Origin of the sequence: Acidaminococcus fermentans DSM 20731 (assembly GCF_000025305.1) — a bacterium.
Taxonomy (GTDB): Bacteria; Bacillota; Negativicutes; order Acidaminococcales; family Acidaminococcaceae; genus Acidaminococcus; species Acidaminococcus fermentans.
The window spans coordinates 2,111,951-2,132,816 of sequence record NC_013740.1 but is presented as its reverse complement, the minus strand read 5'-3'; the positions used below and the strand labels follow the sequence as shown (position 1 = coordinate 2,132,816).

33 protein-coding genes are annotated in these 20,866 nt (G+C 54.6%); 28 read left to right on the top strand and 5 right to left on the bottom strand.

All coding sequences use genetic code 11. From position 1 onward, the window contains the following. Window positions 1-17: 17 nt before the first annotated feature. The 27 genes from rplB to ACFER_RS09740 all read left to right on the top strand — a co-directional run bounded on the left by rplB (window position 18) and on the right by ACFER_RS09740 (window position 13,319). Entirely contained in the window at window positions 18-848 is an 831-nt protein-coding gene (gene rplB / locus ACFER_RS09865; RefSeq protein WP_012939259.1) for a 50S ribosomal protein L2, read from the top strand. 28 nt (window positions 849-876) lie between these two features. Further along, a complete protein-coding gene (gene rpsS / locus ACFER_RS09860) occupies window positions 877-1,152 on the top strand; it encodes a 30S ribosomal protein S19 (RefSeq protein ID WP_012939258.1) in 276 nt (91 codons plus the stop codon). Between the two features lie 24 nt (window positions 1,153-1,176). Further along, a complete protein-coding gene (gene rplV, locus ACFER_RS09855) occupies window positions 1,177-1,512 on the top strand; it encodes a 50S ribosomal protein L22 (RefSeq protein ID WP_012939257.1) in 336 nt (111 codons plus the stop codon). Between the two features lie 28 nt (window positions 1,513-1,540). After that, on the top strand, window positions 1,541-2,218 hold the full coding sequence (gene rpsC / locus ACFER_RS09850; protein ID WP_012939256.1) for a 30S ribosomal protein S3: 678 nt from the start codon (window positions 1,541-1,543) through the stop codon (window positions 2,216-2,218). Continuing rightward, window positions 2,218-2,676 carry a 50S ribosomal protein L16 gene (gene rplP, locus ACFER_RS09845; protein WP_012939255.1) on the top strand — a complete coding sequence of 153 codons (459 nt, stop codon included), beginning with the start codon at window positions 2,218-2,220 and terminating at the stop codon, window positions 2,674-2,676. The genes rpsC and rplP overlap by 1 nt, the downstream gene beginning before the upstream one ends. After that, window positions 2,676-2,870 carry a 50S ribosomal protein L29 gene (gene rpmC / locus ACFER_RS09840; RefSeq protein WP_012939254.1) on the top strand — a complete coding sequence of 65 codons (195 nt, stop codon included), beginning with the start codon at window positions 2,676-2,678 and terminating at the stop codon, window positions 2,868-2,870. The genes rplP and rpmC overlap by 1 nt, the downstream gene beginning before the upstream one ends. A 36-nt stretch (window positions 2,871-2,906) precedes the next feature. Next, window positions 2,907-3,167: a 30S ribosomal protein S17 gene (rpsQ, locus tag ACFER_RS09835; protein WP_012939253.1), complete on the top strand. Its 261-nt coding sequence runs from the start codon at window positions 2,907-2,909 to the stop codon at window positions 3,165-3,167. Between the two features lie 39 nt (window positions 3,168-3,206). Further along, complete coding sequence (gene rplN / locus ACFER_RS09830) at window positions 3,207-3,575, top strand: 50S ribosomal protein L14 (RefSeq protein WP_012939252.1); 369 nt, start codon at window positions 3,207-3,209, stop codon at window positions 3,573-3,575. Between the two features lie 21 nt (window positions 3,576-3,596). Continuing rightward, window positions 3,597-3,926, top strand: coding sequence for a 50S ribosomal protein L24 (gene rplX, locus ACFER_RS09825; protein ID WP_012939251.1), 330 nt, complete (start codon window positions 3,597-3,599; stop codon window positions 3,924-3,926). Between the two features lie 23 nt (window positions 3,927-3,949). Beyond that, on the top strand, window positions 3,950-4,492 hold the full coding sequence (gene rplE / locus ACFER_RS09820) for a 50S ribosomal protein L5 (protein WP_012939250.1): 543 nt from the start codon (window positions 3,950-3,952) through the stop codon (window positions 4,490-4,492). Window positions 4,493-4,504: 12 nt separating this feature from the next. Next, the gene (locus ACFER_RS09815) at window positions 4,505-4,690 is read left to right on the top strand and encodes a type Z 30S ribosomal protein S14 (RefSeq protein WP_012939249.1); all 186 of its coding nucleotides are present in this window, start codon (window positions 4,505-4,507) and stop codon (window positions 4,688-4,690) included. Window positions 4,691-4,720: 30 nt separating this feature from the next. Next, window positions 4,721-5,119 carry a 30S ribosomal protein S8 gene (gene rpsH / locus ACFER_RS09810; RefSeq protein ID WP_012939248.1) on the top strand — a complete coding sequence of 133 codons (399 nt, stop codon included), beginning with the start codon at window positions 4,721-4,723 and terminating at the stop codon, window positions 5,117-5,119. Between the two features lie 29 nt (window positions 5,120-5,148). After that, window positions 5,149-5,697 (top strand): 50S ribosomal protein L6, encoded by a 549-nt coding sequence (gene rplF / locus ACFER_RS09805; RefSeq protein WP_012939247.1) that lies wholly within the window; start codon window positions 5,149-5,151, stop codon window positions 5,695-5,697. A gap of 25 nt (window positions 5,698-5,722) precedes the next feature. After that, window positions 5,723-6,085: a 50S ribosomal protein L18 gene (rplR, locus tag ACFER_RS09800; RefSeq protein WP_012939246.1), complete on the top strand. Its 363-nt coding sequence runs from the start codon at window positions 5,723-5,725 to the stop codon at window positions 6,083-6,085. A gap of 18 nt (window positions 6,086-6,103) precedes the next feature. Then, window positions 6,104-6,604: a 30S ribosomal protein S5 gene (gene rpsE, locus ACFER_RS09795; protein WP_012939245.1), complete on the top strand. Its 501-nt coding sequence runs from the start codon at window positions 6,104-6,106 to the stop codon at window positions 6,602-6,604. Window positions 6,605-6,616: 12 nt separating this feature from the next. Further along, entirely contained in the window at window positions 6,617-6,802 is a 186-nt protein-coding gene (gene rpmD / locus ACFER_RS09790) for a 50S ribosomal protein L30 (RefSeq protein WP_012939244.1), read from the top strand. A gap of 15 nt (window positions 6,803-6,817) precedes the next feature. Further along, window positions 6,818-7,258, top strand: a complete 441-nt coding sequence (rplO, locus tag ACFER_RS09785) for a 50S ribosomal protein L15 (protein ID WP_012939243.1) — start codon at window positions 6,818-6,820, stop codon at window positions 7,256-7,258. Next, window positions 7,259-8,515 carry a preprotein translocase subunit SecY gene (gene secY / locus ACFER_RS09780; protein ID WP_012939242.1) on the top strand — a complete coding sequence of 419 codons (1,257 nt, stop codon included), beginning with the start codon at window positions 7,259-7,261 and terminating at the stop codon, window positions 8,513-8,515. It begins immediately after the preceding gene. An 11-nt stretch (window positions 8,516-8,526) separates the two neighbouring features. Continuing rightward, a complete protein-coding gene (locus ACFER_RS09775) occupies window positions 8,527-9,171 on the top strand; it encodes an adenylate kinase (protein WP_012939241.1) in 645 nt (214 codons plus the stop codon). Between the two features lie 12 nt (window positions 9,172-9,183). Next, window positions 9,184-9,402 (top strand): translation initiation factor IF-1, encoded by a 219-nt coding sequence (gene infA, locus ACFER_RS09770; protein WP_009015367.1) that lies wholly within the window; start codon window positions 9,184-9,186, stop codon window positions 9,400-9,402. A gap of 29 nt (window positions 9,403-9,431) precedes the next feature. Continuing rightward, the gene (rpmJ, locus tag ACFER_RS11165) at window positions 9,432-9,545 is read left to right on the top strand and encodes a 50S ribosomal protein L36 (protein ID WP_009015366.1); all 114 of its coding nucleotides are present in this window, start codon (window positions 9,432-9,434) and stop codon (window positions 9,543-9,545) included. A gap of 13 nt (window positions 9,546-9,558) precedes the next feature. Continuing rightward, a complete protein-coding gene (gene rpsM, locus ACFER_RS09765) occupies window positions 9,559-9,924 on the top strand; it encodes a 30S ribosomal protein S13 (protein ID WP_012939240.1) in 366 nt (121 codons plus the stop codon). A 25-nt stretch (window positions 9,925-9,949) separates the two neighbouring features. Beyond that, complete coding sequence (rpsK, locus tag ACFER_RS09760; RefSeq protein ID WP_012939239.1) at window positions 9,950-10,342, top strand: 30S ribosomal protein S11; 393 nt, start codon at window positions 9,950-9,952, stop codon at window positions 10,340-10,342. 18 nt (window positions 10,343-10,360) lie between these two features. After that, entirely contained in the window at window positions 10,361-10,954 is a 594-nt protein-coding gene (gene rpsD / locus ACFER_RS09755) for a 30S ribosomal protein S4 (RefSeq protein ID WP_012939238.1), read from the top strand. Between the two features lie 64 nt (window positions 10,955-11,018). Then, window positions 11,019-11,990: a DNA-directed RNA polymerase subunit alpha gene (locus ACFER_RS09750; RefSeq protein ID WP_012939237.1), complete on the top strand. Its 972-nt coding sequence runs from the start codon at window positions 11,019-11,021 to the stop codon at window positions 11,988-11,990. Window positions 11,991-12,004: 14 nt separating this feature from the next. Then, a complete protein-coding gene (gene rplQ, locus ACFER_RS09745) occupies window positions 12,005-12,343 on the top strand; it encodes a 50S ribosomal protein L17 (protein WP_012939236.1) in 339 nt (112 codons plus the stop codon). A 202-nt stretch (window positions 12,344-12,545) separates the two neighbouring features. Beyond that, window positions 12,546-13,319 carry a hypothetical protein gene (locus ACFER_RS09740; protein WP_012939235.1) on the top strand — a complete coding sequence of 258 codons (774 nt, stop codon included), beginning with the start codon at window positions 12,546-12,548 and terminating at the stop codon, window positions 13,317-13,319. 34 nt (window positions 13,320-13,353) lie between these two features. Here ACFER_RS09740 and ACFER_RS09735 read toward each other — a convergent pair whose 3' ends face one another. The 5 genes from ACFER_RS09735 to asrA all read right to left on the bottom strand — a co-directional run bounded on the left by ACFER_RS09735 (window position 13,354) and on the right by asrA (window position 18,902). Then, the gene (locus ACFER_RS09735; RefSeq protein ID WP_012939234.1) at window positions 13,354-15,399 is read right to left on the bottom strand and encodes a TonB-dependent receptor plug domain-containing protein; all 2,046 of its coding nucleotides are present in this window, start codon (window positions 15,397-15,399) and stop codon (window positions 13,354-13,356) included. Window positions 15,400-15,412: 13 nt separating this feature from the next. Further along, window positions 15,413-15,931, bottom strand: a complete 519-nt coding sequence (gene yfcE, locus ACFER_RS09730) for a phosphodiesterase (protein ID WP_012939233.1) — start codon at window positions 15,929-15,931, stop codon at window positions 15,413-15,415. 158 nt (window positions 15,932-16,089) lie between these two features. Further along, the gene (gene asrC / locus ACFER_RS09725; RefSeq protein ID WP_012939232.1) at window positions 16,090-17,067 is read right to left on the bottom strand and encodes a sulfite reductase subunit C; all 978 of its coding nucleotides are present in this window, start codon (window positions 17,065-17,067) and stop codon (window positions 16,090-16,092) included. Window positions 17,068-17,077: 10 nt separating this feature from the next. Continuing rightward, a complete protein-coding gene (asrB, locus tag ACFER_RS09720; protein ID WP_012939231.1) occupies window positions 17,078-17,893 on the bottom strand; it encodes an anaerobic sulfite reductase subunit AsrB in 816 nt (271 codons plus the stop codon). Beyond that, window positions 17,883-18,902: an anaerobic sulfite reductase subunit AsrA gene (asrA, locus tag ACFER_RS09715; RefSeq protein WP_012939230.1), complete on the bottom strand. Its 1,020-nt coding sequence runs from the start codon at window positions 18,900-18,902 to the stop codon at window positions 17,883-17,885. Before asrA ends, asrB begins: the two co-directional genes overlap by 11 nt. A gap of 283 nt (window positions 18,903-19,185) precedes the next feature. Here asrA and ACFER_RS09710 point away from each other — a divergent pair, with 283 nt between their 5' ends. After that, window positions 19,186-20,742, top strand: coding sequence for an ABC-F family ATP-binding cassette domain-containing protein (locus ACFER_RS09710; protein ID WP_012939229.1), 1,557 nt, complete (start codon window positions 19,186-19,188; stop codon window positions 20,740-20,742). Window positions 20,743-20,866: the final 124 nt, after the last annotated feature.

Sequence of the window (20,866 nt, the reverse complement as noted above, 5' to 3'; positions counted from 1 at the left end):
TCTAAGGAGGTCAAACAATGGCTATTAAAAGCTTTAATCCGTATTCTCCTTCCAGACGCAGCATGACTGTGTCCACCTTTGAAGAGATCACTACGGACAAGCCCCATCGCCCTTTAGTTGTTAAACTGAACCAGCATGCCGGCCGCAACAACACCGGTAAAATGACGGTTCGTCATCAGGGCGGCGGTCACAAAAGACAGTATCGTATCATCGATTTCAAACGGAATAAAGACAACATCCCTGCAAAAGTTGCGACCATCGAATATGATCCCAACCGCAGCGCCAACATTGCTCTGCTGAACTATGCTGACGGTGAAAAACGCTACATCCTGGCTCCTCAGGGCCTGAAGGTGGGCGACGTTGTTGTCAGCGGTCCCGAAGCTGATATCAAAGTGGGCAACGCTCTGCCTCTGCTGAACATCCCTCTGGGTACCATGGTCCACAATGTGGAACTGAAGATCGGCAAAGGCGGCCAGATGGGCCGGAGCGCCGGTGCTGCCATCCAGCTGATGGCCAAAGAAGGCAGCTATGCTCTGCTGCGTATGCCTTCCGGTGAACTGCGCCAGGTACACATCAACTGCCGTGCCACCATCGGTCAGATCGGCAATCTGGATCATGAAAACCTGACTCTGGGTAAAGCCGGCCGGTCCCGTTGGCTGGGTGTCCGTCCTGCCAACCGCGGTGTGGCAATGAACCCGAACGACCATCCTCATGGCGGCGGTGAAGGTCACTCCCCTGTTGGTCGTAAGCGTCCTGTTACTCCTTGGGGCAAGAGTGCTTTTGGTACCCGGACCCGGAAGAACAAGAAAGCATCTTCCAAACTGATTCTGAAACGCAGAACGAAATAATAGAGTTTGTTGAAAGGAGGCATACAGAGTGTCCAGATCCGTTAAAAAAGGACCTTATGTCCAAGCTAGTCTGCTGAAAAAAATCGAAGCGCTGAACGCTGCTCAGGAAAAGAAAGTCGTCAAGACTTGGTCCCGCAGCTCCACGATTCTCCCTGATTTCCTGGGTCACACCATTGCTGTCCATGATGGCCGCAAACATGTGCCTGTGTATATCACCGAAGATATGGTCGGCCATAAATTAGGCGAATTCGCTCCCACCCGTCTGTTCAAGGGCCATGGCGATAAAGCTGCTGCCGTGAAATAATCAGGGGAAGGAGGATATAAATAGATGCAAGAAGCTAAAGCTGTTGCCAAATACATCCGTATCGCACCTCGCAAACTGCGCATCGTGATCAACCTGATCCGGGGCAAGTCTGTGAACGAAGCCTTTGCAATCCTCAAGTTCACCCCGAAAGTTGGTTCTGAGGTTATTGAAAAAGTTCTTCGCTCCGCTGTTGCGAACGCTGAACACAATTTTGACATGAACGTTGACAAACTGGTCGTTTCCAACGCTTTCGTTGACCAGGGTCCCACCATGAAGAGAATCCATCCGCGGTCCCGTGGACAGGCCTTCAAGATCCTGAAACGTTCCAGCCATGTCACTGTGGCTGTTTCCGAAAAATAATCATCCTGACAGAAGGAGGGAATGAATAGTGGGTCAAAAAGTTAATCCACATGGTTTCAGAGTGGGCGTAATCGCTGATTGGGATTCCAAATGGTTCGCCGACAAAGACTATCAAAAGAATCTGTTGGAAGACATCAAGATTCGTGATTTCATTAAAGATAAACAATTCCAGGCTGGTATCTCTCGGGTTACCATCGAAAGAACGGAACAGAAGATGCGCATCAGCATCTACACCGCAAAACCTGGTATCGTGATCGGCCGTCAGGGCAGCAACATCGAACTGCTGAAAAAAGACCTGGCCAAAATGACCGACAGCAAACTGGACATCAACATCATCGAGGTAAAACAACCCGATATGGATGCCACCCTGGTTGCTGAAAACGTGGCTTCCCAGCTGGAACGCCGGATCGCTTTCCGCCGTGCCATGAAACAGTGCGTGGGCCGTACCATGCGTCTGGGCGCCAAAGGGATCAAGATCCAGTGTGCCGGCCGTCTGGGCGGAGCTGAAATCGCCCGTACCGAAAGCTATCGTGATGGCAGCATTCCTCTGCACACCCTGCGGGCCAACATCGACTATGGAACCGCTGAAGCTCATACCACTTATGGCCGTATCGGCATCAAGGTATGGATCTACAAAGGCGAAGTCCTGCCGACCAAGGCTGTGAAGAAGGAAGCTCCTGAAGCGCAAGAAGGAGGGGCGAAATAATGTTATTACCGAAGAGAGTACAGCATCGTAAACAGCATAGAGGCCGTATGAAAGGCCGTGCAATGCGGGGCAACAGAGTGGCTCATGGCCAGTTCGGCCTGGTGGCTCTGGAACCGTCCTGGATCACCAACCGGCAGATTGAAGCTGCCCGTATCGCCATGACCCGTTACATCAAACGTGGCGGTCAGGTATGGATCCAGATTTTCCCTGACAAACCTGTAACTGCCAAAGCTGCTGGCAGCCGTATGGGTAGTGGTAAAGGTTCTCCCGAATACTGGGTTGCCGTGGTTAAACCCGGCCGTGTTCTGTTCGAAATGGCAGGCGTTACTGAAGAAATCGCCAAGGAAGCCATGCGTCTGGCCGGCAACAAGCTGCCGATCAAGACCCGCTTCGTAACGAAGGAACAGCTGGATGCCGAAGTCACCGCGCGTGAAAATGGAGTAGGTGGTGAAGCTTAATGAAAACTAACGAAATCAGAGAAATGTCTGTTGAAGAGCTGGAAACGAAGCTGGCAGGCTTAAAAGATGAACTTTTTAATTTGCGTTTTCAAATGGCAACCGGACAACTGGACAATCCGATGAAAATCAGAGAAGTCAAGAAATCCATTGCCCAGATCAAAACGATCCAGCGGGAACGCGAAGTGAACGCTTAATCCGGGTTATACCCTAAGCGAAGGAGGATACATTCCGTGGCTGAAGAGAGAAACTTGCGTGTTACGCGTACTGGTAAAGTCGTAAGCGACAAAATGCAGAAAACCGTTGTGGTCGCTATTGAACGTCTGGTTCAACACCCTCTTTACAAAAAAGGCGTAATGCATACCATTAAACTGAAGGCTCATGACGAAAACAACGACGCTCATACTGGCGATATCGTAAAGATCGCCCAGACCCGGCCCCTGTCCAAGGATAAATGCTGGCGCGTAGTTGAAATCGTAGAACGGGCAAAATAAGATAGACTGCTGAGCATAGCTTGGCAAGGGAGGTAAACCATGATTCAACAGCAGACTGTGCTGAATGTTGGGGACAATACCGGCGCCAAAAAGATTATGTGCATCCGTGTGCTGGGCGGTTCCTATCGGAGATACGCCAACATCGGTGACATCATCGTGGCTTCTGTCAAAGATGCTACACCCGGTGGCGTTGTCCAAAAAGGTGACGTAGTGAAGGCCGTTGTGGTGCGCTCCGTAAAAGGCACCCGCCGTCCGGATGGTTCTTACATCCGTTTCGACGAAAACGCTGCGGTTCTGATCAAAGACGATAAGACCCCTCAGGGCACTCGTATTTTTGGGCCTGTTGCCCGGGAACTCCGTGATAAAGACTTCATGAAGATCATTTCCCTGGCACCGGAAGTGCTCTAAGAACAAGGAGGTGTTGCAGAAATGGCTGAAGCCGTAAAATTGCACGTAAAAAAAGGCGATACCGTTGTGGTATTGGCCGGTAAAGATAAAGGCAAGGAAGGCAAAGTGACCGCTGCTTTCCCGAAGAAATCCAAGGTGACTGTGGAAGGCGTGAACCAGGTAAAACGGCACACGAAACCTTCCCAGAGCAACCCTCAGGGTGGGATCATTACCAAGGAAGCTCCCATCAGCGTTTCCAACGTAATGCTGGTATGCCCGTCCTGCAAGAAACCGACCCGTATTAAGAAAGTGGCCGCTGGCAACGGTTTTGTCAGAGCCTGCAAAAAATGCGGGGAAGTCATCGACAAATAATCTTCGGGAAAGGAGGAAAACAGATGGCAACGAGACTGCAAGACAAATACAATTCCGAAGCTGTGAAAGGCTTAATGGAAAAATTCAATTACAAGAACGTCAACGAAATTCCGAAACTGGAAAAAGTTGTTTTGAATATTGGCTGCGGTGAAGCAGTGACCAACAGCAAAGCCATTGAATCTGCTGTGGCTGACATGACCATGATCGCCGGTCAGAAACCCATCATCACCAAAGCAAAGAAATCCATCGCTGCATTCAAACTCCGTGAAGGCATGCCCATCGGCGTGAAAGTTACCCTGCGGGGCAACCGGATGTACGAATTCCTGGATAAATTCATGAACATTGCCCTGCCCCGGGTACGTGACTTCAGAGGGGTCAACCCCAAGTCCTTCGACGGCCGTGGCAACTACTCCATCGGCCTGAAAGAACAGCTGATTTTCCCTGAAATCGACTACGATAAAGTCGACAAAGTCCGCGGCATGGATGTTATCATCGTAACGACTGCGAAAACCGACGAAGAAGGCAGAGAACTGCTGAAGCTTCTGGGTATGCCGTTTGGGGCATAAGGAGGGAAAACCGTGGCAAAGACCGCATTGATTGAAAAATGGAAAGCGGAACCGAAGTTCAAGGTCCGCAAATATAATCGCTGCAAAATCTGTGGCAGACCGCATGCTTACATGCGCAAATTCGGCATTTGCCGTATCTGCTTCCGGAAGTATGCTTACGAAGGCGCTATTCCCGGCGTAACGAAAGCAAGCTGGTAAGAGCGGAAAAAGGAAGGAGGGCTTTTATAAATGACCATGACTGATCCGATTGCCGATATGCTTACGAGAATCCGTAATGCCAATTCGGTTCATCACGATAAAGTTGAAATCCCCTGCTCCAAAATCAAAACTGCCATTGCAGAGATTTTGAAGAGCGAAGGATTCATTAAAGATTTCGAAGTCGTAGCCGGTGAACACCAGAATGTGATCCGTGTACAGCTGAAATACGGTCCCAACAAGGAAAAAGTTATTTCTGGCATTAAGCGTATCTCCAAACCCGGTTTGAGAGTCTACACCCAGAAAGACCAGCTGCCTCGCGTACTGGGCGGCCTGGGCATCGCCGTAATCTCCACTTCCAAGGGCATGATGACCGACAAGGCTGCCCGGAAAGCTGGATTGGGCGGCGAAGTAGTGGCTTACGTTTGGTAAGATATTCCCTAGACCGGAGGTGCTTATAAGTGTCAAGAATTGGAAAAGCTCCGATTACCGTCCCTGATAAAGTTACGGTAACGGTGGAAGATAACCTGGTCTCCGTTAAGGGACCGAAAGGCGAACTGAGCCGTCAAATCAGCAAAGAACTGACCGTGGCCCTGAATGATGGGGTGATCACCGTGACCCGTCCTTCCGACGACAAGGTGCACCGCAGCCTCCACGGCCTGTCCCGTACCCTGATCAACAACATGATCATCGGTGTTACGGAAGGGTATTCCAAACACCTGGAAATCCAGGGCGTTGGGTACCGTGTAGCCAAGAAGGGCAAAGCCCTGAGCTTCACCCTGGGCTTCTCCCATCCCTGCGTGATGGATCCTCCCGAAGGCATTTCCTTCGACTGCCCGAACTCCACGGAAATCATCGTTTCCGGTATCGACAAGGAAAAAGTTGGTGCTGTTGCTGCTGAAATCCGCAGCCTGCGGGCTCCCGAACCCTACAAAGGCAAAGGGATCCGCTATGTAGGCGAACATATCATCCGCAAGGTTGGTAAAGCCGGCGCCAAAGGCAAGAAATAATTTCTAATAGGAAGGAGTGAATCTCTTGCTGAACAAGAAAGATAAAAACGCAGCACGTCAGAAACGTCACCTGCGTATGCGCAGAAATATTGTGGGAACGGCTGAAAAACCCCGTTTCAATGTATATCGCAGCCTGAGCAACATCTACGCTCAGATTATCAACGATGAAACTGGTGAAACTCTGGTATCCGCCAGCACCGTGGAAAAGGCCAACAAAGCCAACTACGGCGGCAACATCGAAGCTGCCAAAGCTGTGGGCACCGAAATCGCCAAAAAGGCTCTGGAAAAGGGCATCAAGACGGTTGTATTCGACCGTGGCGGCTACCTGTATCACGGCCGTGTGGCAGCTCTGGCTGAAGCAGCCCGTGAAGCTGGTCTGGAATTTTAACAGAGGGAGGACATAAGAGTGGCTAATTACGAAAAACAAGATGATGGCTTCAAAGAAAGAGTAGTCTTCATCAACCGCGTAGCTAAGGTCGTAAAAGGCGGACGTCGTTTCTCCTTCTCTGCTTTGGTTGTTGTTGGTGATGAAAACGGCAAGGTTGGCATGGGCCTGGGCAAAGCTGCCGAAGTTCCCGAAGCCATCCGCAAAGGTGTGGATGATGCCAAAAAGAACCTGATCACCGTTCCCCTGAAGGGCACCACCATTCCTCACGAAGTAATCGGTGTGTTCGGTGCAGGCCGTGTTCTGCTGAAACCGGCTATGGAAGGTACCGGGGTTATCGCCGGCGGTCCTGTCCGTGCGGTCCTGGAACTGGCTGGCGTTCGGGACATCCTGACCAAATCCCAGGGGACTTCCAACCCCAACAATGTGGTCCGGGCTACCCTGGAAGGGCTGAAATCCCTGAAGAATGCCAAAGACGTTGCTGCTCTGCGCGGCAAAACTGTTGAAGAACTGTTGGGCTAAGGAGGTAGCATGATGGCACAGGTAAAAATCACGCTGACCCGTAGCTTGATCGGGTATCCCAAAGACCAACGCGCTACTGTCAAGGCTCTGGGTCTGACCAAGATCCGTACCAGCGTTGTGAAAGAAGACTGCCCTGCTCTGCGCGGTATGATCCACAAAGTGGAACATATGGTCAAAGTAGAAGAAGTCAAGGCGTAATAAGGAGGTCTGCAAATGTATTTGCATGAATTGGCTCCCGCTGCCGGCTCCAAAAAAGCTCGCGTCCGTGTAGGCCGCGGTCTTGGTTCCGGCCTGGGCAAAACATCCGGCAAAGGCCAAAAAGGTCAGAAATCCCGTAGCGGCGGGGTGAAACGTCCTGGATTTGAAGGTGGCCAAAAGCCGTTGTACCTGCGTCTGCCGAAACGCGGTTTCTACAATAAATTCGGCAAACATTACACTGAAATCAACGTGGAAGTATTCAACTGCTTTGACGACGGTGCTGTAATCGATCCTGTGGCCCTGATCGAAGCCGGTCTGGTGAAAAACATCCGTGACGGCATTCGTGTCCTGGGCAATGGCGAACTGACCAAAAAGGTCACGGTAAAAGCCATGGGCTTCAGCAAAACTGCTCAATCCAAGATCGAAGCTGCCGGCGGTAAGGTAGAGGTGATCTAATTGGCATCAGCCCTTGATAACCTGTTAAAGGCTACGGAACTCCGAAAGAAAGTATTCTTTACCCTTGCGATGTTCATAGTATTCAGGGCTGGTACGCAAATTCCCGTTCCGGGGGTTAACGCAGCCATGATCGAACGGCTTTTCACCAGTGGGAATCTGTTCGGTCTTCTGGATCTGTTCTCCGGCGGTGCTCTCAGCAAATTCTCCATATTTGCCATGAGCATTACTCCTTACATCAATGCGTCAATCATTACGCAGCTGCTGACAGTGGTGATCCCGACTTTGGAAGAATGGTCCAAAGAGGGAGCGGAAGGAGCAAAAAAAATCAATAAAATCAACCGCTACGCAGCGGTGGGCCTGGGCGCCATTCAGGCAATCGGGATGGCATATGGCTTGCGGGCAGCAGTCAACAATCCTGACTTCTTCTCCTTTGCCATGATTGTCATCACCCTTACCGCAGGCTCTCTGCTGCTGATGTGGATTGGGGAACAGATTACGGCCAAAGGGATCGGGAACGGGATTTCTCTGATCATCTTTGCTGGGATTATTTCCCGACTGCCCAACGGGCTGGCTGTGATCGGCCGGTACCTGCAGGCAGGAACTATCAACGTCTTCAACGTATTGATCTTCGCTGTGCTGGCTGTACTGATGGTGATGTTCGTGGTGGCCATTACGGTGGCCTACCGGAAAGTCCCCGTCCAGTACGCAAAGCGGATCGTAGGTCGGAAGATGTACGGCGGGCACACCACCTATATTCCCTTAAAGGTGAATCAGGCTGGTGTGATGCCCATCATCTTCGCTTCTTCCGTATTGATGTTTCCTGTGACCATTGCGCAGTTCATCAAGATCCCCTGGATCCAGAAAGTGGCCGGCTATTTAGCATGGGGCACACCGTTGCAGACCTCGCTGTACATCCTGCTCATCCTGTTCTTCACTTACTTCTATACGGCAGTAAGCCTGAACATTCCGGATATGTCCGACAACATCAAGAAATATGGGGGCTTCATCCCCGGGCTGCGGCCTGGCAAACCCACCACGGACTATCTGGACAAGGTGATGAACCGGATCACCCTGGCGGGTGCTGTTTTTCTGGCGTTCATTGCTATTATGCCCAACATGATCGTCTGGCTCACAGGAATTTCCGGAGTATACTTCGGCGGAACGGCTTTGTTGATCGTGGTTGGCGTAGCGCTTGACACGATGAAACAGGTAGAGTCCATGACCCTCATGCGGCACTACCAGGGTTTCATGAAATAAGGAGAGAGAACATGCATATTCTTTTAATGGGACCTCCTGGCGCAGGCAAGGGGACCCAAGCGGAAAAATTAGTTGCCGATTTCCCCATTCCCCATATTTCCACGGGAGATATGTTCCGTGCGGCTGTGAAAAATGGGACGGAACTGGGGAAAGAAGCCAAGAAATATATGGACGCCGGCGGTTTGGTTCCTGACAGTGTCACGATCGGCATTGTGAGAGAACGGCTGAGCCAGCCGGATTGTGCCAAAGGATTCATCCTGGACGGTTTTCCCCGTACCAAAGAACAGGCAGAAGCTCTGGACGAAATCCTGAAGAATCTCGGGATCACCCTGACCGCTGCCGTCAACATCAGCGTGCCTGATGAAGACCTGGTGGCCCGGGTCACCGGCCGGCGGATCTGCAAGAACTGCGGTGCGACCTATCATGTGGTATACAATCCTCCCAAACAGGAAAATGTATGCGACAAATGCGGTGGGGAACTTTACCAGCGGGATGATGACAAAGAAACCACTGTAAAAAAACGTTTGGAAGCGTACCATAGCCAAACTGCTCCTCTCATTGCGTATTACAAGGCGGAAGGCGTGTACAGGGAAATTGACGGCACTCAGCCCATCGACAAGGTGTATGCTGATGTGGTCGCTGCGGTAAAAGGGTAAGGAGGCATTAGCGTGTCAAAACAAGATGCGATCGAAGTAGAAGGTACTGTCTTGGAATCTTTACCCAATGCGATGTTCCGGGTAAAACTGGAAAACGATCATGAAATCCTGGCACATATTTCCGGAAAAATACGTATGAACTTTATTAAGATCCTCCCAGGGGACAAGGTTACCGTAGAGCTGACGCCCTATGACCTGAACCGGGGCCGGATTACTTATCGGTTCAAATAAGAGGATTGGCAAGAGGAGGTTCAAGCAACATGAAAGTAAGACCGTCTGTAAAACGCATTTGCGAAAAATGCAAGATTATCAAACGCAAAGGCCGCGTTATGGTCATTTGCGAAAACCCGAAACATAAACAGAGACAAGGATAAGGAGGTGCTTTGAATGGCTCGTATCGCCGGTGTAGATTTGCCTAGAGATAAACGTATCGAATATGCCCTGCCGTACATTTACGGGATTGGTCTGACCCTGTCCCGGGAAATCCTGGCCAAGACCGGGATCAATCCGGACACCCGTGTCCGGGATCTGACGGAAGCGGAAATTGCCAAGCTGCGTGAAATCCTGGATCATGAATATAAAGTGGAAGGGGACCTTCGCCGTGAAGAATCCCTGAACATCAAACGCCTGGTGGAAATCGGCTGCTACCGCGGCCGCAGACATCGTGCAGGCCTGCCTGTGCGCGGTCAGAACACCAAAAACAATGCTCGTACCCGTAAAGGCCCGAAAAAAGTGGCCGGTGCTAAGAAGTAAGTTTGTCTAAGGAGGGATTAGACGAGTGGCTGGTAAAAAAGTTGTCCGTAACAAACGGAAAGTAAGCAAGAACATTGAAGCTGGTGTAGCACATATCCGCTCCACCTTTAATAACACGATCGTAACGATTTCCGACCTGAACGGGGCTGTCCTGAGCTGGGCTTCTGCCGGCGGTCAGGGCTTCCGCGGTTCCCGGAAAAGCACTCCTTTCGCAGCTCAGATGGCTGCTGAAACCGCTGCCAAAGCCGCTATGGAACATGGCCTGAAACGGATCGAAGTATTCGTAAAGGGACCCGGCGCTGGCCGTGAAGCTGCCATCCGCGCTCTGCAGGCTGCAGGCCTGGAAGTGGAATCCATCAAAGATGTGACTCCGATTCCTCACAATGGCTGCCGTCCGCCGAAACGCAGAAGAGTATAATTGGAGGTGAAAGACTAGATGGCTATTGATAAGACTCCTGTTCTGAAAAGATGCAGATCTCTGGGCATGTCTCCGGCATTCGTTGGGGTTATGAAAGAATCCAACCGTCAGCCGAAACGCCAGTTCAAAAAGAAGAGCGAATATGGTATGCAGCTGGCTGAAAAACAGAAAGCCAAGTTCATCTATGGCGTTCTGGAAAAACAGTTCCGCGGCTACTACGAAAAAGCCAAGAAAATGGAAGGCATCGCTGGTGCCAACCTGCTGATCCTGCTGGAACGCAGACTGGACAACGTGGTGTATCGCATGGGCCTGGCCCACACCCGCCGTCAGGCTCGCCAGCTGGTGACCCACGGCCACATTGCCGTCAACGGCAAGCGCCTGGACATCCCCTCTGCTCTGGTAAAAGCCGGGGATGTAGTCTCCGTAATGGAAAACAGCCGCAGCTCTGCCTACTTCAAGGGCATGGCTGAAGTCCTGGGCAAGACCTCCGTTCCTGCCTGGATCTCTGTGGACGCTCAGAACCTCTGCGGAAAGGTTGACCGTCTGCCGGTTCGGGAAGACATCGACGTTCCTGTTGAAGAACAGATGATCGTCGAATTGTACTCCAAGTAATCCGATACTGTTCTCCACTTACTTATACCGCGTATTGTGGTAATGCGCGAAAGGAGGCTTCCGCATGAAGGAAATCGAAAAACCTAGCCTGGTTGTCGACGAAATTTCTCCTGACGGACGTTATGGCAAGTTCGTCTGGGAACCTTTGGAACGTGGATACGGTATTACTTTAGGTAACAGTCTGCGTCGTGTACTGCTTTCTTCCTTGTCCGGCATGGCTGTGACGGGCATCAAAATCGATGGAGTTCTCCATGAGTTCTCTACCATTGAGGGAGTCAGAGAAGACGTTGCGGATATCGTATTAAACATTAAAGCCCTGTGCTTCAAAGTGGGTCTGGATGACCAGGCCTCCTTTGAGCCCAAGACGTTCTACATCAAGAAGGCCGGCGAAGGCGAAGTGACCGGCGCTGACGTGATCACCGATCAGGATACGGAAGTTCTGAACCCTGAGCTGCACATTGCAACCCTGGACAAGAACGGCGCCCTGAACATGGAAATCTACGTTGACGTGGGCCGCGGCTACGTGCAGGCGGAGAAGAACAAATCCAAGGATCAGCCCATCGGCTTCATCCCTGTGGATTCCATCTATTCTCCCATTACCCGTGTGAAATTCGGTGTTACCGATACCCGGGTGGGCAACGTGACCAACTATGACCGGCTGACCCTTGAAGTGTGGACCGACGGGAGCCTGGGGCCGGATGAAGCTGTGACTTCTGCAGCCGAAATCCTGATCAAGTATCTGGCTCTGTTCAAGACCACCAACGTGCCCCGCATCCAGGGGGACGAAGATGGTACCAAGACCAGCGACGAAGGCAGCAAGTCTTCTGTGCTGCAGATGTCCATCGATGATCTGGATCTGACTGTCCGTTCCAACAACTGCTTGAGACGGGCCGGCATCAACACGGTAGAAGATATCATCAACAAGACGGAAGACGAGCTGATTTGCGTCCGGAACCTGGGCAGCAAATCCTTGGAAGAAGTCAAGAACAAAATCGAGGAGTTGGGATTGCACCTGCGCAATGCTGACGAAGAATAGGAGGAAGACGAAAGATGTCCTACAGAAAATTCAACCGGAACACCAGCAACCGGAAAGCTATGTTCCGCAGCGTCTTGACCGCCTTCTTCAAAAACGAGAGAATTGAAACCACCGAAACGAAGGCCAAAGAAATCAGCGGTCTGGCTGATAAGATGATCACCCTGGCCAAAAAAGGTGATCTGAGCGCCCGTCGTCAGGTTCTGGCATTCCTCGTGGATGAAGATGCCACCAAGAAGCTGTTTGATGTAATCGCCCCCAAATACGCTGACCGCAACGGCGGTTATACCCGTATTTACAAAACGGCTCCCCGCCGCGGCGATGCAGCTGAAATGGCTATCCTGGAACTGATCTGAGTTCTGCAAGAAGGGGTGTTGCTGCGGCAACCCCCCGGTTTCGGGTTTCGAGTCTCGCGTCTCGGGCCTGTGGAGAGAACCCGCCCTTTGGGACGGGTTCTTTTTTATGGTATACTGACGATGAAGGCTGCTGCTTCATGGGAGATTCATGTGGAGATGGCAGAATACAAGAAATCAGAAAAAACAGAAAGGGTGAGACACCATGAAACTGCTGCAAGGCATCCGCACGGTGCTGCTGGCGGGATTCCTGACGGTGGCCGGGGCTTCCGGGGCGCTGGCGGAATACACCAGCTGGCAGGATACGGAGTATGATTTCAGCCAGGTGAAGACGGTGTATCTGTCGGAGATGGATCTGAGCGGGTATGGGCTGGAAAGCGGGACCAAGGCCCAGAAAATGCTCCAGGAATACCGGAAAAAGGCGGGGAAAGTGAAATCTCCCAAAGTGGTGATGGAATCGGCGGCCCAGTTCCGGGCCCTGCTGCCGGGGGAAGGGAAAACAAAAGCCTCCCTGCCTGCTCCGGGGACAGGAGAAAAAGCCGGGGAACAGGAAACAGAGAAGTCGGTCCATCCGGCGGAAAGCGGAGAGCGGAAGGCAGTGACCATCCCCCAGCAGGCCCTGGATGCCGGGGCCCAGCTGTATATCCTGGCCCTGCTGGACAAATGCCAGGTGGATTCCTATCTGGTGCCCGCCCACACAGAGTGGAAGACCCGGGAAATCGACGACAGCTACCGGGATGACAAGGGCAACTGGAACACCTTTTACCGGACCATTACCTATCCGGAGTATATCCCGGACTACTATGTGCCCTATGCCAGCGTCACTGTCCGGTTCCTGTGGTTCGACACCAAAACCGGGAAGCTGGTGGCTTCCAGCGAAGACGCCCGGGTCCGGAACAGCGAAAACGATCCCCTTGGAGTCTACAACCGGATCATCGACCGGTTTTTCAAGAATCTGAAGGAGATGGGGAGGAAGTGAAAAAAGGGGGTGTGAAAAAATTCACCCCCCTTTTTTACAACGTATACGTCACTCCCATCAGGGCCGTGCGGCCGTAGGCGGGACAGTCTCCCAGGGCCCGGGAGCCCACGTCTTCGTAACTTTCGTCCAGCAGGTTCCGGAGCTTCAGCCAGGCGCTCCAGCGGCTGTTGAACCGGTAGTTGAAATTGGCGTCCAGGGTATAGGCATTGCCGGTGTACCATCCCTTGTCCCGGCCCCAGGCGGCCTGGAACAGCAGGCTGTTGGTCCAGCGGCTGTCCTGGTAGGTCAGGGCCGTCTTGAAGGCATGGGGAGCCACCTCATCGGTGTACCGGGGATCGATGCCCCCGCCGCAGGTGGTGTCCGTCCGGGTCCAGGCATAGGAAGCAGTGAGCCCGTACCGGGGACTGAACCGGTCTTCCCAGGTGAGCTGGAGCCCCGATTTGTTCTGGCTTTCCAGATTCTTCGGAGTCCAGGCTCCGGCCTCCTTGTACCAGACAATGGGATTGTTGATGTGGGACACAAAGGCATTGGCGTCCAGGGTGCTGTGATCATTGAGCCGGTATCGGATGCCCCCGTTCCATTTGAGGCCCGTTTCCGGCTGGAGATGCTCATTGCCCCGAATCTTCCAGGCACCGTTGGAATCCCGGTTGGCATTGTTGTAATACAGCTCATCCAGGGTGGGGACGGAATAGATCCGCTGGAGGGATCCGTAGAGGGTCAGCCGGTCATCGGGATGGTATTCCAGGGAATTCCCATATACGTATTCATTGTCGAACCGGGTGTTGTGGTTGAACAGGGAGGTGCTCTGGAGGGACAGTTTGCCGTACCGGGTCTTGGTGGTCACAAAGGCGGACAGGTTGCTGATGCCCTTGTTGTAGTCCTTGGCAAAGTTGTGTGCATCCAGCAGGTTCTGCTCCGTATCCAGGGAGGTGTGCTGCCAGGAGGCCCCAGCGGAAACCGTCAGATTCCGGCCCACTTTCCACCCGTCCCGCCAGTCCAGACTGTTGGTCCGGGCTTTCCACCGGCTGTAGCTGGGGAGCCGGTCCTGTTCCTCCGTCCCGGCAGGATAGTAGGAATCCGCCTGGTTGTAGTTGTGGGAGAAGGAAATCCAGGCCGGCACCGGAGCGTCTTCCTTGTAGTTGTAGGTCAGGTTCACGTTGTTGGCCAGCTTTTCCGCCTCATAGTCCTCCCGGTGGCTGTCCCAGTAGGAACGGCCCAGCCAGAGCCCCCGGCTGTTGCTGAAATGGGCGTAGGAGAGGGTCAGGGAGGTGGAATCGGTGAACTGCCGGTCGAATCGGTAGAACATTTCCCGCCGGTTCCGGGCGGAATCGGGCATGGTGTGCCGGCTGCCGGAAGCGTCCCGGTAGTGGAGGGCATCCAGGTTGGAACGGCCTCCGGTGGCCAGCCAGCTCCAGCCTTCGACGCTGCCTTCCAGATGGGCGCTCCAGCGCCAGCCGTCATAGGGACCCCGGGCTCCTTCCAGCCGGACCTGATGGTCCCGGCCCTTCCGGGTGACGATGTTGATGGCCCCGCCGGGGGTATCATAGTTCAGATAGCCGCCGTCCGCCATCCCGCGGATCACTTCGATCCGTTCAATGGCGGAAGGGGGCACGGCCATGTCCAGGTCGTAGGTGCTGCGGCCGTTGGTCAGGCCGCTTTCCAGGTTCCTCCGGTGGCCGTCGATGAATACCGCCACCCGCTCGTCCCCGTCGATCCGGACGATCCGCTGGGAGGTGTTCACCACCCCGCCGGTGACGGTGATTCCCGGTGCATAGGTCAGGGCTTCGGCCACGCTGTCATAGTGGTTGGCGGCGATTTCCTGCCGGGTGATCACCGTGACGCCGGCCGCCACCGGCATCAGATCCGTGTTGGCCACGGCGCTGTGGGCGTCGATGACCGGGGAGATTTTGCCGTGGGGGCGGCCCAGGAGCGCCGGGGCTTTTTGGGGATGGGGCGCGGCCTTTTGGGCATGGGAGGGACCGGCCTCCGCCGCCAGGGCAGGAAGGGGCCGGAAACCCAGGGGAGCCAGGGCCAGGATGGCCAGGAAAAGGGAAAGAGAAACTTTTCGGGAAAGAAGCATGGTGGTGGTCCTCCTATTCCAGTGCTTTCCAGAGGGGCCGGTCCTTTTCCAGCACCATATATCCGTGGGCGCTGCCGGCTTTGGGCAGGGATACGGAGCCCGGGTTCCAGTACCGGTTGTCCCGGCCCCAGGGTTCGTCAGCGGGGATGTGGGTATGGCCGTGGAGCAGGATGTCTCCGGGCTGGAGGGGCGGCGGGTTCTGGGTGTTGTAGAGGTGGCCGTGGGTCACAAAAATCAGGTGATGGTTCCATTCCAGCAGGGCATAATCTGCCAGCACCGGAAACTGGAGCACCATCTGGTCCACTTCCGCTTCACAGTTTCCCCGGACGCAGAAAATCCGGTCCTTGACGCTGTTCAGCAGCCGGATGACCTCTTTGGGGGCATAGCCTTCGGGCAGGTCGTTCCGGGGCCCGTGGTACAGCAGGTCGCCCAAAAGAAGCAGTCGGTCGGCCCCTTCGGCACGGAACCGTTCCAGCAGCTGCCGGGTGAACAAGGCGGACCCATGGATATCAGAAGCAATGAGCCATTTCATGAGTATCAGTCCTTTCATGGGTCCATTATAACAAAAAAGGAGCTGTGAAAAAATAATTCACAACTCCTATATTTGCCAGCGATAGCTGGCTTCCATCAGCTAGAGACTAGTGACTAGAGACTAGTGACAGGGTGTGAAAAGCATTTTCACACCCTTTATTACTTCAACCCCCAATACCGGATCCCGTTCCAGTAGAGAGGCTTGTACACTTCCGCCTTTTCCGGCAGGTGCACGTCCCGGAGGATGTACCGGAGGAATTCTTCCGGACCGGTCCGGTCCACCATGTACCCGATGTGTTCCTTGCCGCCAGGGGCTTCCGGGTCGATGTACTTCCGGGCGTAATCATACACATTGCTGACGATCTTTACCACGCTGTCCGCATCCGCCCATTTGATGAAGTCCACGCCCATCCGGGGATTCTTCTTGCCGCTGCGGCCCAGGAGGGTGATCCGGAAGTACTGGGTCCTGCTCCGGGTCCAGGCCCGGTTGGGACAGGCATGGGCGCAGACCCCGCAGCCGATGCATTTTTCCACGTTCCGAACCGGCCGGAATTTGTCCATATGCAGGGCTTCCACGGAAAGCTGTTTGCATTTCTTCACGCAGGCCCCACAGCTGATGCACCGGGACGGGTCGAACTGGGGCTCGGTCATGCCGATGATCCCGAAATCGTGCATCCGCACCTTGCAGCAGTCGTTGGGACAACCGGTAAGGGCCACCTTCACATGGAGGTCGTTGGGGAAGATGGCCTTTTCGATCCGTTTGGCCAGGGCAGTGGTGTCATAGTTCCCGAAGGGGCACACCCGGTTCCCCACGCAGGCCATGATGTTCCGGGTACCGGAAGCCGGGTAGCCGGTGCCGGGGGCTTCCTGGTTGATGTCCAGTTCCTCGATGATGGGCTGGAGAGCCTTGTTCACTTCCGGAACTTTTTCAAAGGGGATGCCCAGGATCTCGAAGCCCTGGCGGATGGTCAGATGGACCTGGCCGTTGCCGTAGGTTTCGGCGATTTCCTGGATCTTTCCCAGCACATCGGCGGTGAGATGCCCTCCGGGCACCCGTACCCGGGAAGAGGTGACGCCCCGGTGCTTGGTGACCCGGTAGGCGTTCTTTTTCAGTTTTCCACAATCCATATCCAGCATGGCACGCCTCCTAGTCAATGAAGGAACGGACCTGGGTGTATTTGAACACCGGTCCATCCTGGCACACGTAGATTTCCCCAATCCGGCAGTGGCCGCATTTGCCTACGCCGCAGCACATCTTCCGGGATTCGGAGACCCAGACTTTTTCTTCGTCGAAGCCCAGGCCCAGCAGGGTCTTGATGGAGAATTTGATCATCATGGGCGGGCCCACCACCACGGCGATGGCGTTGTCCGGATCCTGGAGGTTCATTTCCGGGATGTACTGGGTCACCAGGCCCACATGGCCGTCATAGTCCGGGTCGTCATCGGCCTTGTCCACGGTGTAGATCAGGTTCATGCCGCTTGCTTTCCACCGTTTCAGGTCATCCCGGAACAGGATGTCATGGGGGGACTTGAAGCCCACGATTACCGTCAGCCGTTCACATTCATCCATATGGTCCGCAAAGTAGTCGATGACCCCGTGGATGGGGGACAGGCCGGAGCCCCCGGCCACCAGGATGATTTCCTTTCCCTTGAACATGTCCACATCGAACCCGTTGCCGTAGGGTCCACGGAGAAAGAAATGGCTGCCCACGTAGTTTTCAAAGATTTCGTTGGTCAGGCTGCCCACTTTCCGGATGGTGAAATCCAGGGAATGGTCGGTGATGCCGCTGACGGAAATGGGGGCCTCCCCGTATTTGGGGATGGAAATCTCGAAGAACTGGCCCGGCTTCACCGGATGTTCCGCACCCCGGTCATAGGCCATCCGGAAGGTATATTCCAGGTCCGCATGTTTGATCACTTCCAGGATCTCGGACCGGAAAGGCAGATAGGTGTTATTTTTCATCTTTCGTAACCTCCGTCATGCCGTCCGCCAGTTTTTCGATGCAGCGGACAAAGGAAATGTATTCCGGACAGATGGCGTCACAGCGGCCGCAGCCCACGCACATCTGGTAGCCGGCCCGTTTCTTGAAGTCCAGGACCTTGTGGAGCACCTTGAAGCGCATCCGTTCCCCGCCCTTCTGGCGGAACTTCAGGCCCCCGGCCACGTCGGTGTAGCCGTCGATCATGCAGGAAGCCTGGACCCGGCGCCGTTCCCCGGCCTGGCCGTTTTCCGTGTAGTAGAGATCCTGCATGGACCAGCAGGTGCAGGTGGGGCACACCAGGGTGCACCGGCCGCATTTGATGCACCGTTTGTCGTATTCGTCCCAGATGGTGCTTTTGGCCACCGCTTCCGTCAGGTTGTCCGGTACGGTGACGGTGAAATCGTTGGTTTCCACCGCATCCGGGGCCACCTCCCCACAGGAGGTGCCGGCTTTTGCCAGAGCGTCCGCCAGGAAGCCGTCCCGGGCTTCTGCCAGGTATCCTTCAGGGCGCCGGTTCAGGGCCCCGTCCCAGCCATCGGCATGGTTGGTGCCCATGGAGCAGCAGAAACAGCCCTCAAAGGACTCCGCACAGCCCATGAGGACGAATTTGATCTTGTCCCGGCGGGCTTTGTAGTAGGAATCCTCCGGCCCGTTCTGGAGGAAGATGTAGTCGAACCGTTCCACTGCCGCCAGGTCGCAGCTCCGGAGCAGGACAATCTTGCCCCGGTCCGGGTCCTGGGCTTCGGTGACCGTGTCTTCCGTAAAGTACAGCAGGGTCTGGCACACCGGCAGCAGCGCTTCCTTCCAGGAATAGTCGGACCGCTGGTCCCAGATCACTTCTTCCGGATCGGAAACCGTGCCATAGCGGATCACGTCGGTTTCCGAGAACCGGCCAGTGCCTTCGAACCGTTTGGGAGCGTAGATGTCGTACTCCCGGCTCCAGGCGGCAAAGACCTGCCGGAGCCCTTCCTTTGTCAGTTGATAACCCATGTTTTTCTCCCCTTGTTTTCCATGAATCCTGTTGTGGGTCACAGGCCCGCCGCCCATGCGGCAGACCCCTATCGGGGACAGTATAGCATACGGTACAGGCAGATGTCTGTTGTCCCGGCAACGGATGGGAGGATTGGACCCGGCGGGGGTTTTATGGTATACTAAATCGATTATAAAGGCTGCTGCGGGGCAGCAACCCTGTCAACGGTCAGCTGTCAACTGTCAACGGCCCAAGGAGGCCAGCAAAGCTGGCATGAATGAACAAAGATGAAGGAGTTCCTGCATGAGCGTTTTGGATGTTGCCCATCTGTCCCACAGTTATGGGGGACGGGATATTTTCGACGATGTTTCTTTCCGCCTGGAAAAAGGGGAGCACGTGGCCCTGGTGGGGGCCAACGGGGAAGGAAAATCCACCTTTATGTCCATCATCACCGGCAAACTGAGTCCGGATGAAGGGAAGGTCACCTGGGCCCGGCGGACCAAGGTTGGCTATCTGGACCAGCATTCCGTGCTGGTGCCCGGGATGACCATCCGGGAAACCCTACGCACCGCCTTCCAGGACCTGGTGGAACAGGAACAGGAGATGCTGGCGGATTACGACAAAATGGAAAGCGCTTCCCCGGAGGAAATGGACCGGCTCATGGAAGAAGTGGGAGAAATCCAGGAACGGCTGGAAGCGGCGGACTACTACAACCTGGATGCCAAGATCGAGGAAGTGGCCGGGGGTCTGGGGCTCCGGGACATCGGCCTGGAACATAAGGTGGACGAACTGTCCGGGGGCCAGCGGACCAAGGTGCTCCTGACCAAACTGCTGCTGGAGAATCCGGACATCCTGCTGCTGGACGAACCCACCAACTATCTGGATGCGGAACACATCCAGTGGCTTACCCGGTACCTCCAGGATTATGAAAACGCCTTTATCCTGATTTCCCATGACGTGCCCTTCCTGAATGCGGTGACCAACATCATCTGGCATGTGGACAACCTGAAGCTGGACCGGTATACCGGGAACTATGAAAAGTTCGAGGAAATGGCGGCCCTGAAACGGCGCCAGGAAGAAGCAGCCTATGAACGGCAGCAGGCGGAAATCAAGAAGGAACAGGATTTCATCGCCCGGAACAAAGCCCGGGTGGCCACCCGGGGCATGGCCAACAGCCGGCAGAAGAAGCTGGACAAAATGGAGCTTCTCACCAAACGGGCGGAGAAACCCAAACCCCATTTCCGGTTCCTGGAGGACCGGACCCCGTCCCGGTTCGTGCTCACGGCCTCCAACCTGGTGCTGGGGTACGATGTACCTCTCACCAAACAGGTGGACCTGAAGCTGGAACGGGGACAGAAAATCGCCATCCGGGGCACCAACGGCCTGGGGAAATCCACCCTGCTGAAGACCCTGCTGGGAATGATCCCCCCGGTGGCCGGCAGCGTGGAACAGGGAGATTTTGTTTCCGTAGGGTATTTCGAACAGGAAAGCGCCAAGGGGAACCAGAACACTGCCCTGGAGGAACTGTGGCAGGAATATCCGGGGATGAGCAATTCGGAAGTCCGGGCAGCCCTGGCGGCCTGCGGGCTTACCAATGACCACATCACCACCAGGATGACCGCCCTTTCCGGGGGCGAGGCGGCCAAGGTGCGGCTGTGCAAGATCATGCAGCGGCCGGCCAACCTGCTGGTGCTGGACGAACCCACCAACCACCTGGATGTGGAGGCCAAGGAGGAACTCCAGCGGGCCCTCCGGGAATACAAGGGAACCCTGCTGCTGGTGTCCCACGAACCGGAATTCTACGAAGACTGGGTGGACCAGGTGTGGAACATTGAGGGATGGTCCACGAAAATCGTATAAATTGTCAACGGTCAGCTGTCAACGGTCAGCGGCCGGATGAAAAAATCTGCTGGCAGATTTTTTGAATGTGTAAAGCGGAACCATAGGGGCTGTACAACCGGCAGCCCGCTGCATGAGGGGAGAA

Coding starts and splice junctions, on each gene's coding strand:
- ACFER_RS09740 (WP_012939235.1), top strand. CDS start 12,546: ATGAAACTGCTGCAAGGCATCCGCACGGTGCTGCTGGCGGGATTCCTG.
- rpsH (WP_012939248.1), top strand. CDS start 4,721: ATGACCATGACTGATCCGATTGCCGATATGCTTACGAGAATCCGTAAT.
- rplN (WP_012939252.1), top strand. CDS start 3,207: ATGATTCAACAGCAGACTGTGCTGAATGTTGGGGACAATACCGGCGCC.
- ACFER_RS09710 (WP_012939229.1), top strand. CDS start 19,186: ATGAGCGTTTTGGATGTTGCCCATCTGTCCCACAGTTATGGGGGACGG.
- ACFER_RS09735 (WP_012939234.1), bottom strand. CDS start 15,399: ATGCTTCTTTCCCGAAAAGTTTCTCTTTCCCTTTTCCTGGCCATCCTG.
- rpmD (WP_012939244.1), top strand. CDS start 6,617: ATGGCACAGGTAAAAATCACGCTGACCCGTAGCTTGATCGGGTATCCC.
- rplX (WP_012939251.1), top strand. CDS start 3,597: ATGGCTGAAGCCGTAAAATTGCACGTAAAAAAAGGCGATACCGTTGTG.
- yfcE (WP_012939233.1), bottom strand. CDS start 15,931: ATGAAATGGCTCATTGCTTCTGATATCCATGGGTCCGCCTTGTTCACC.
- rplV (WP_012939257.1), top strand. CDS start 1,177: ATGCAAGAAGCTAAAGCTGTTGCCAAATACATCCGTATCGCACCTCGC.
- asrC (WP_012939232.1), bottom strand. CDS start 17,067: ATGCTGGATATGGATTGTGGAAAACTGAAAAAGAACGCCTACCGGGTC.
- rplE (WP_012939250.1), top strand. CDS start 3,950: ATGGCAACGAGACTGCAAGACAAATACAATTCCGAAGCTGTGAAAGGC.
- rpsD (WP_012939238.1), top strand. CDS start 10,361: ATGGCTATTGATAAGACTCCTGTTCTGAAAAGATGCAGATCTCTGGGC.
- asrA (WP_012939230.1), bottom strand. CDS start 18,902: ATGGGTTATCAACTGACAAAGGAAGGGCTCCGGCAGGTCTTTGCCGCC.
- rpmJ (WP_009015366.1), top strand. CDS start 9,432: ATGAAAGTAAGACCGTCTGTAAAACGCATTTGCGAAAAATGCAAGATT.
- asrB (WP_012939231.1), bottom strand. CDS start 17,893: ATGAAAAATAACACCTATCTGCCTTTCCGGTCCGAGATCCTGGAAGTG.
- ACFER_RS09750 (WP_012939237.1), top strand. CDS start 11,019: ATGAAGGAAATCGAAAAACCTAGCCTGGTTGTCGACGAAATTTCTCCT.
- rplP (WP_012939255.1), top strand. CDS start 2,218: ATGTTATTACCGAAGAGAGTACAGCATCGTAAACAGCATAGAGGCCGT.
- ACFER_RS09775 (WP_012939241.1), top strand. CDS start 8,527: ATGCATATTCTTTTAATGGGACCTCCTGGCGCAGGCAAGGGGACCCAA.
- rpmC (WP_012939254.1), top strand. CDS start 2,676: ATGAAAACTAACGAAATCAGAGAAATGTCTGTTGAAGAGCTGGAAACG.
- rplO (WP_012939243.1), top strand. CDS start 6,818: ATGTATTTGCATGAATTGGCTCCCGCTGCCGGCTCCAAAAAAGCTCGC.
- rplB (WP_012939259.1), top strand. CDS start 18: ATGGCTATTAAAAGCTTTAATCCGTATTCTCCTTCCAGACGCAGCATG.
- rpsM (WP_012939240.1), top strand. CDS start 9,559: ATGGCTCGTATCGCCGGTGTAGATTTGCCTAGAGATAAACGTATCGAA.
- rplQ (WP_012939236.1), top strand. CDS start 12,005: ATGTCCTACAGAAAATTCAACCGGAACACCAGCAACCGGAAAGCTATG.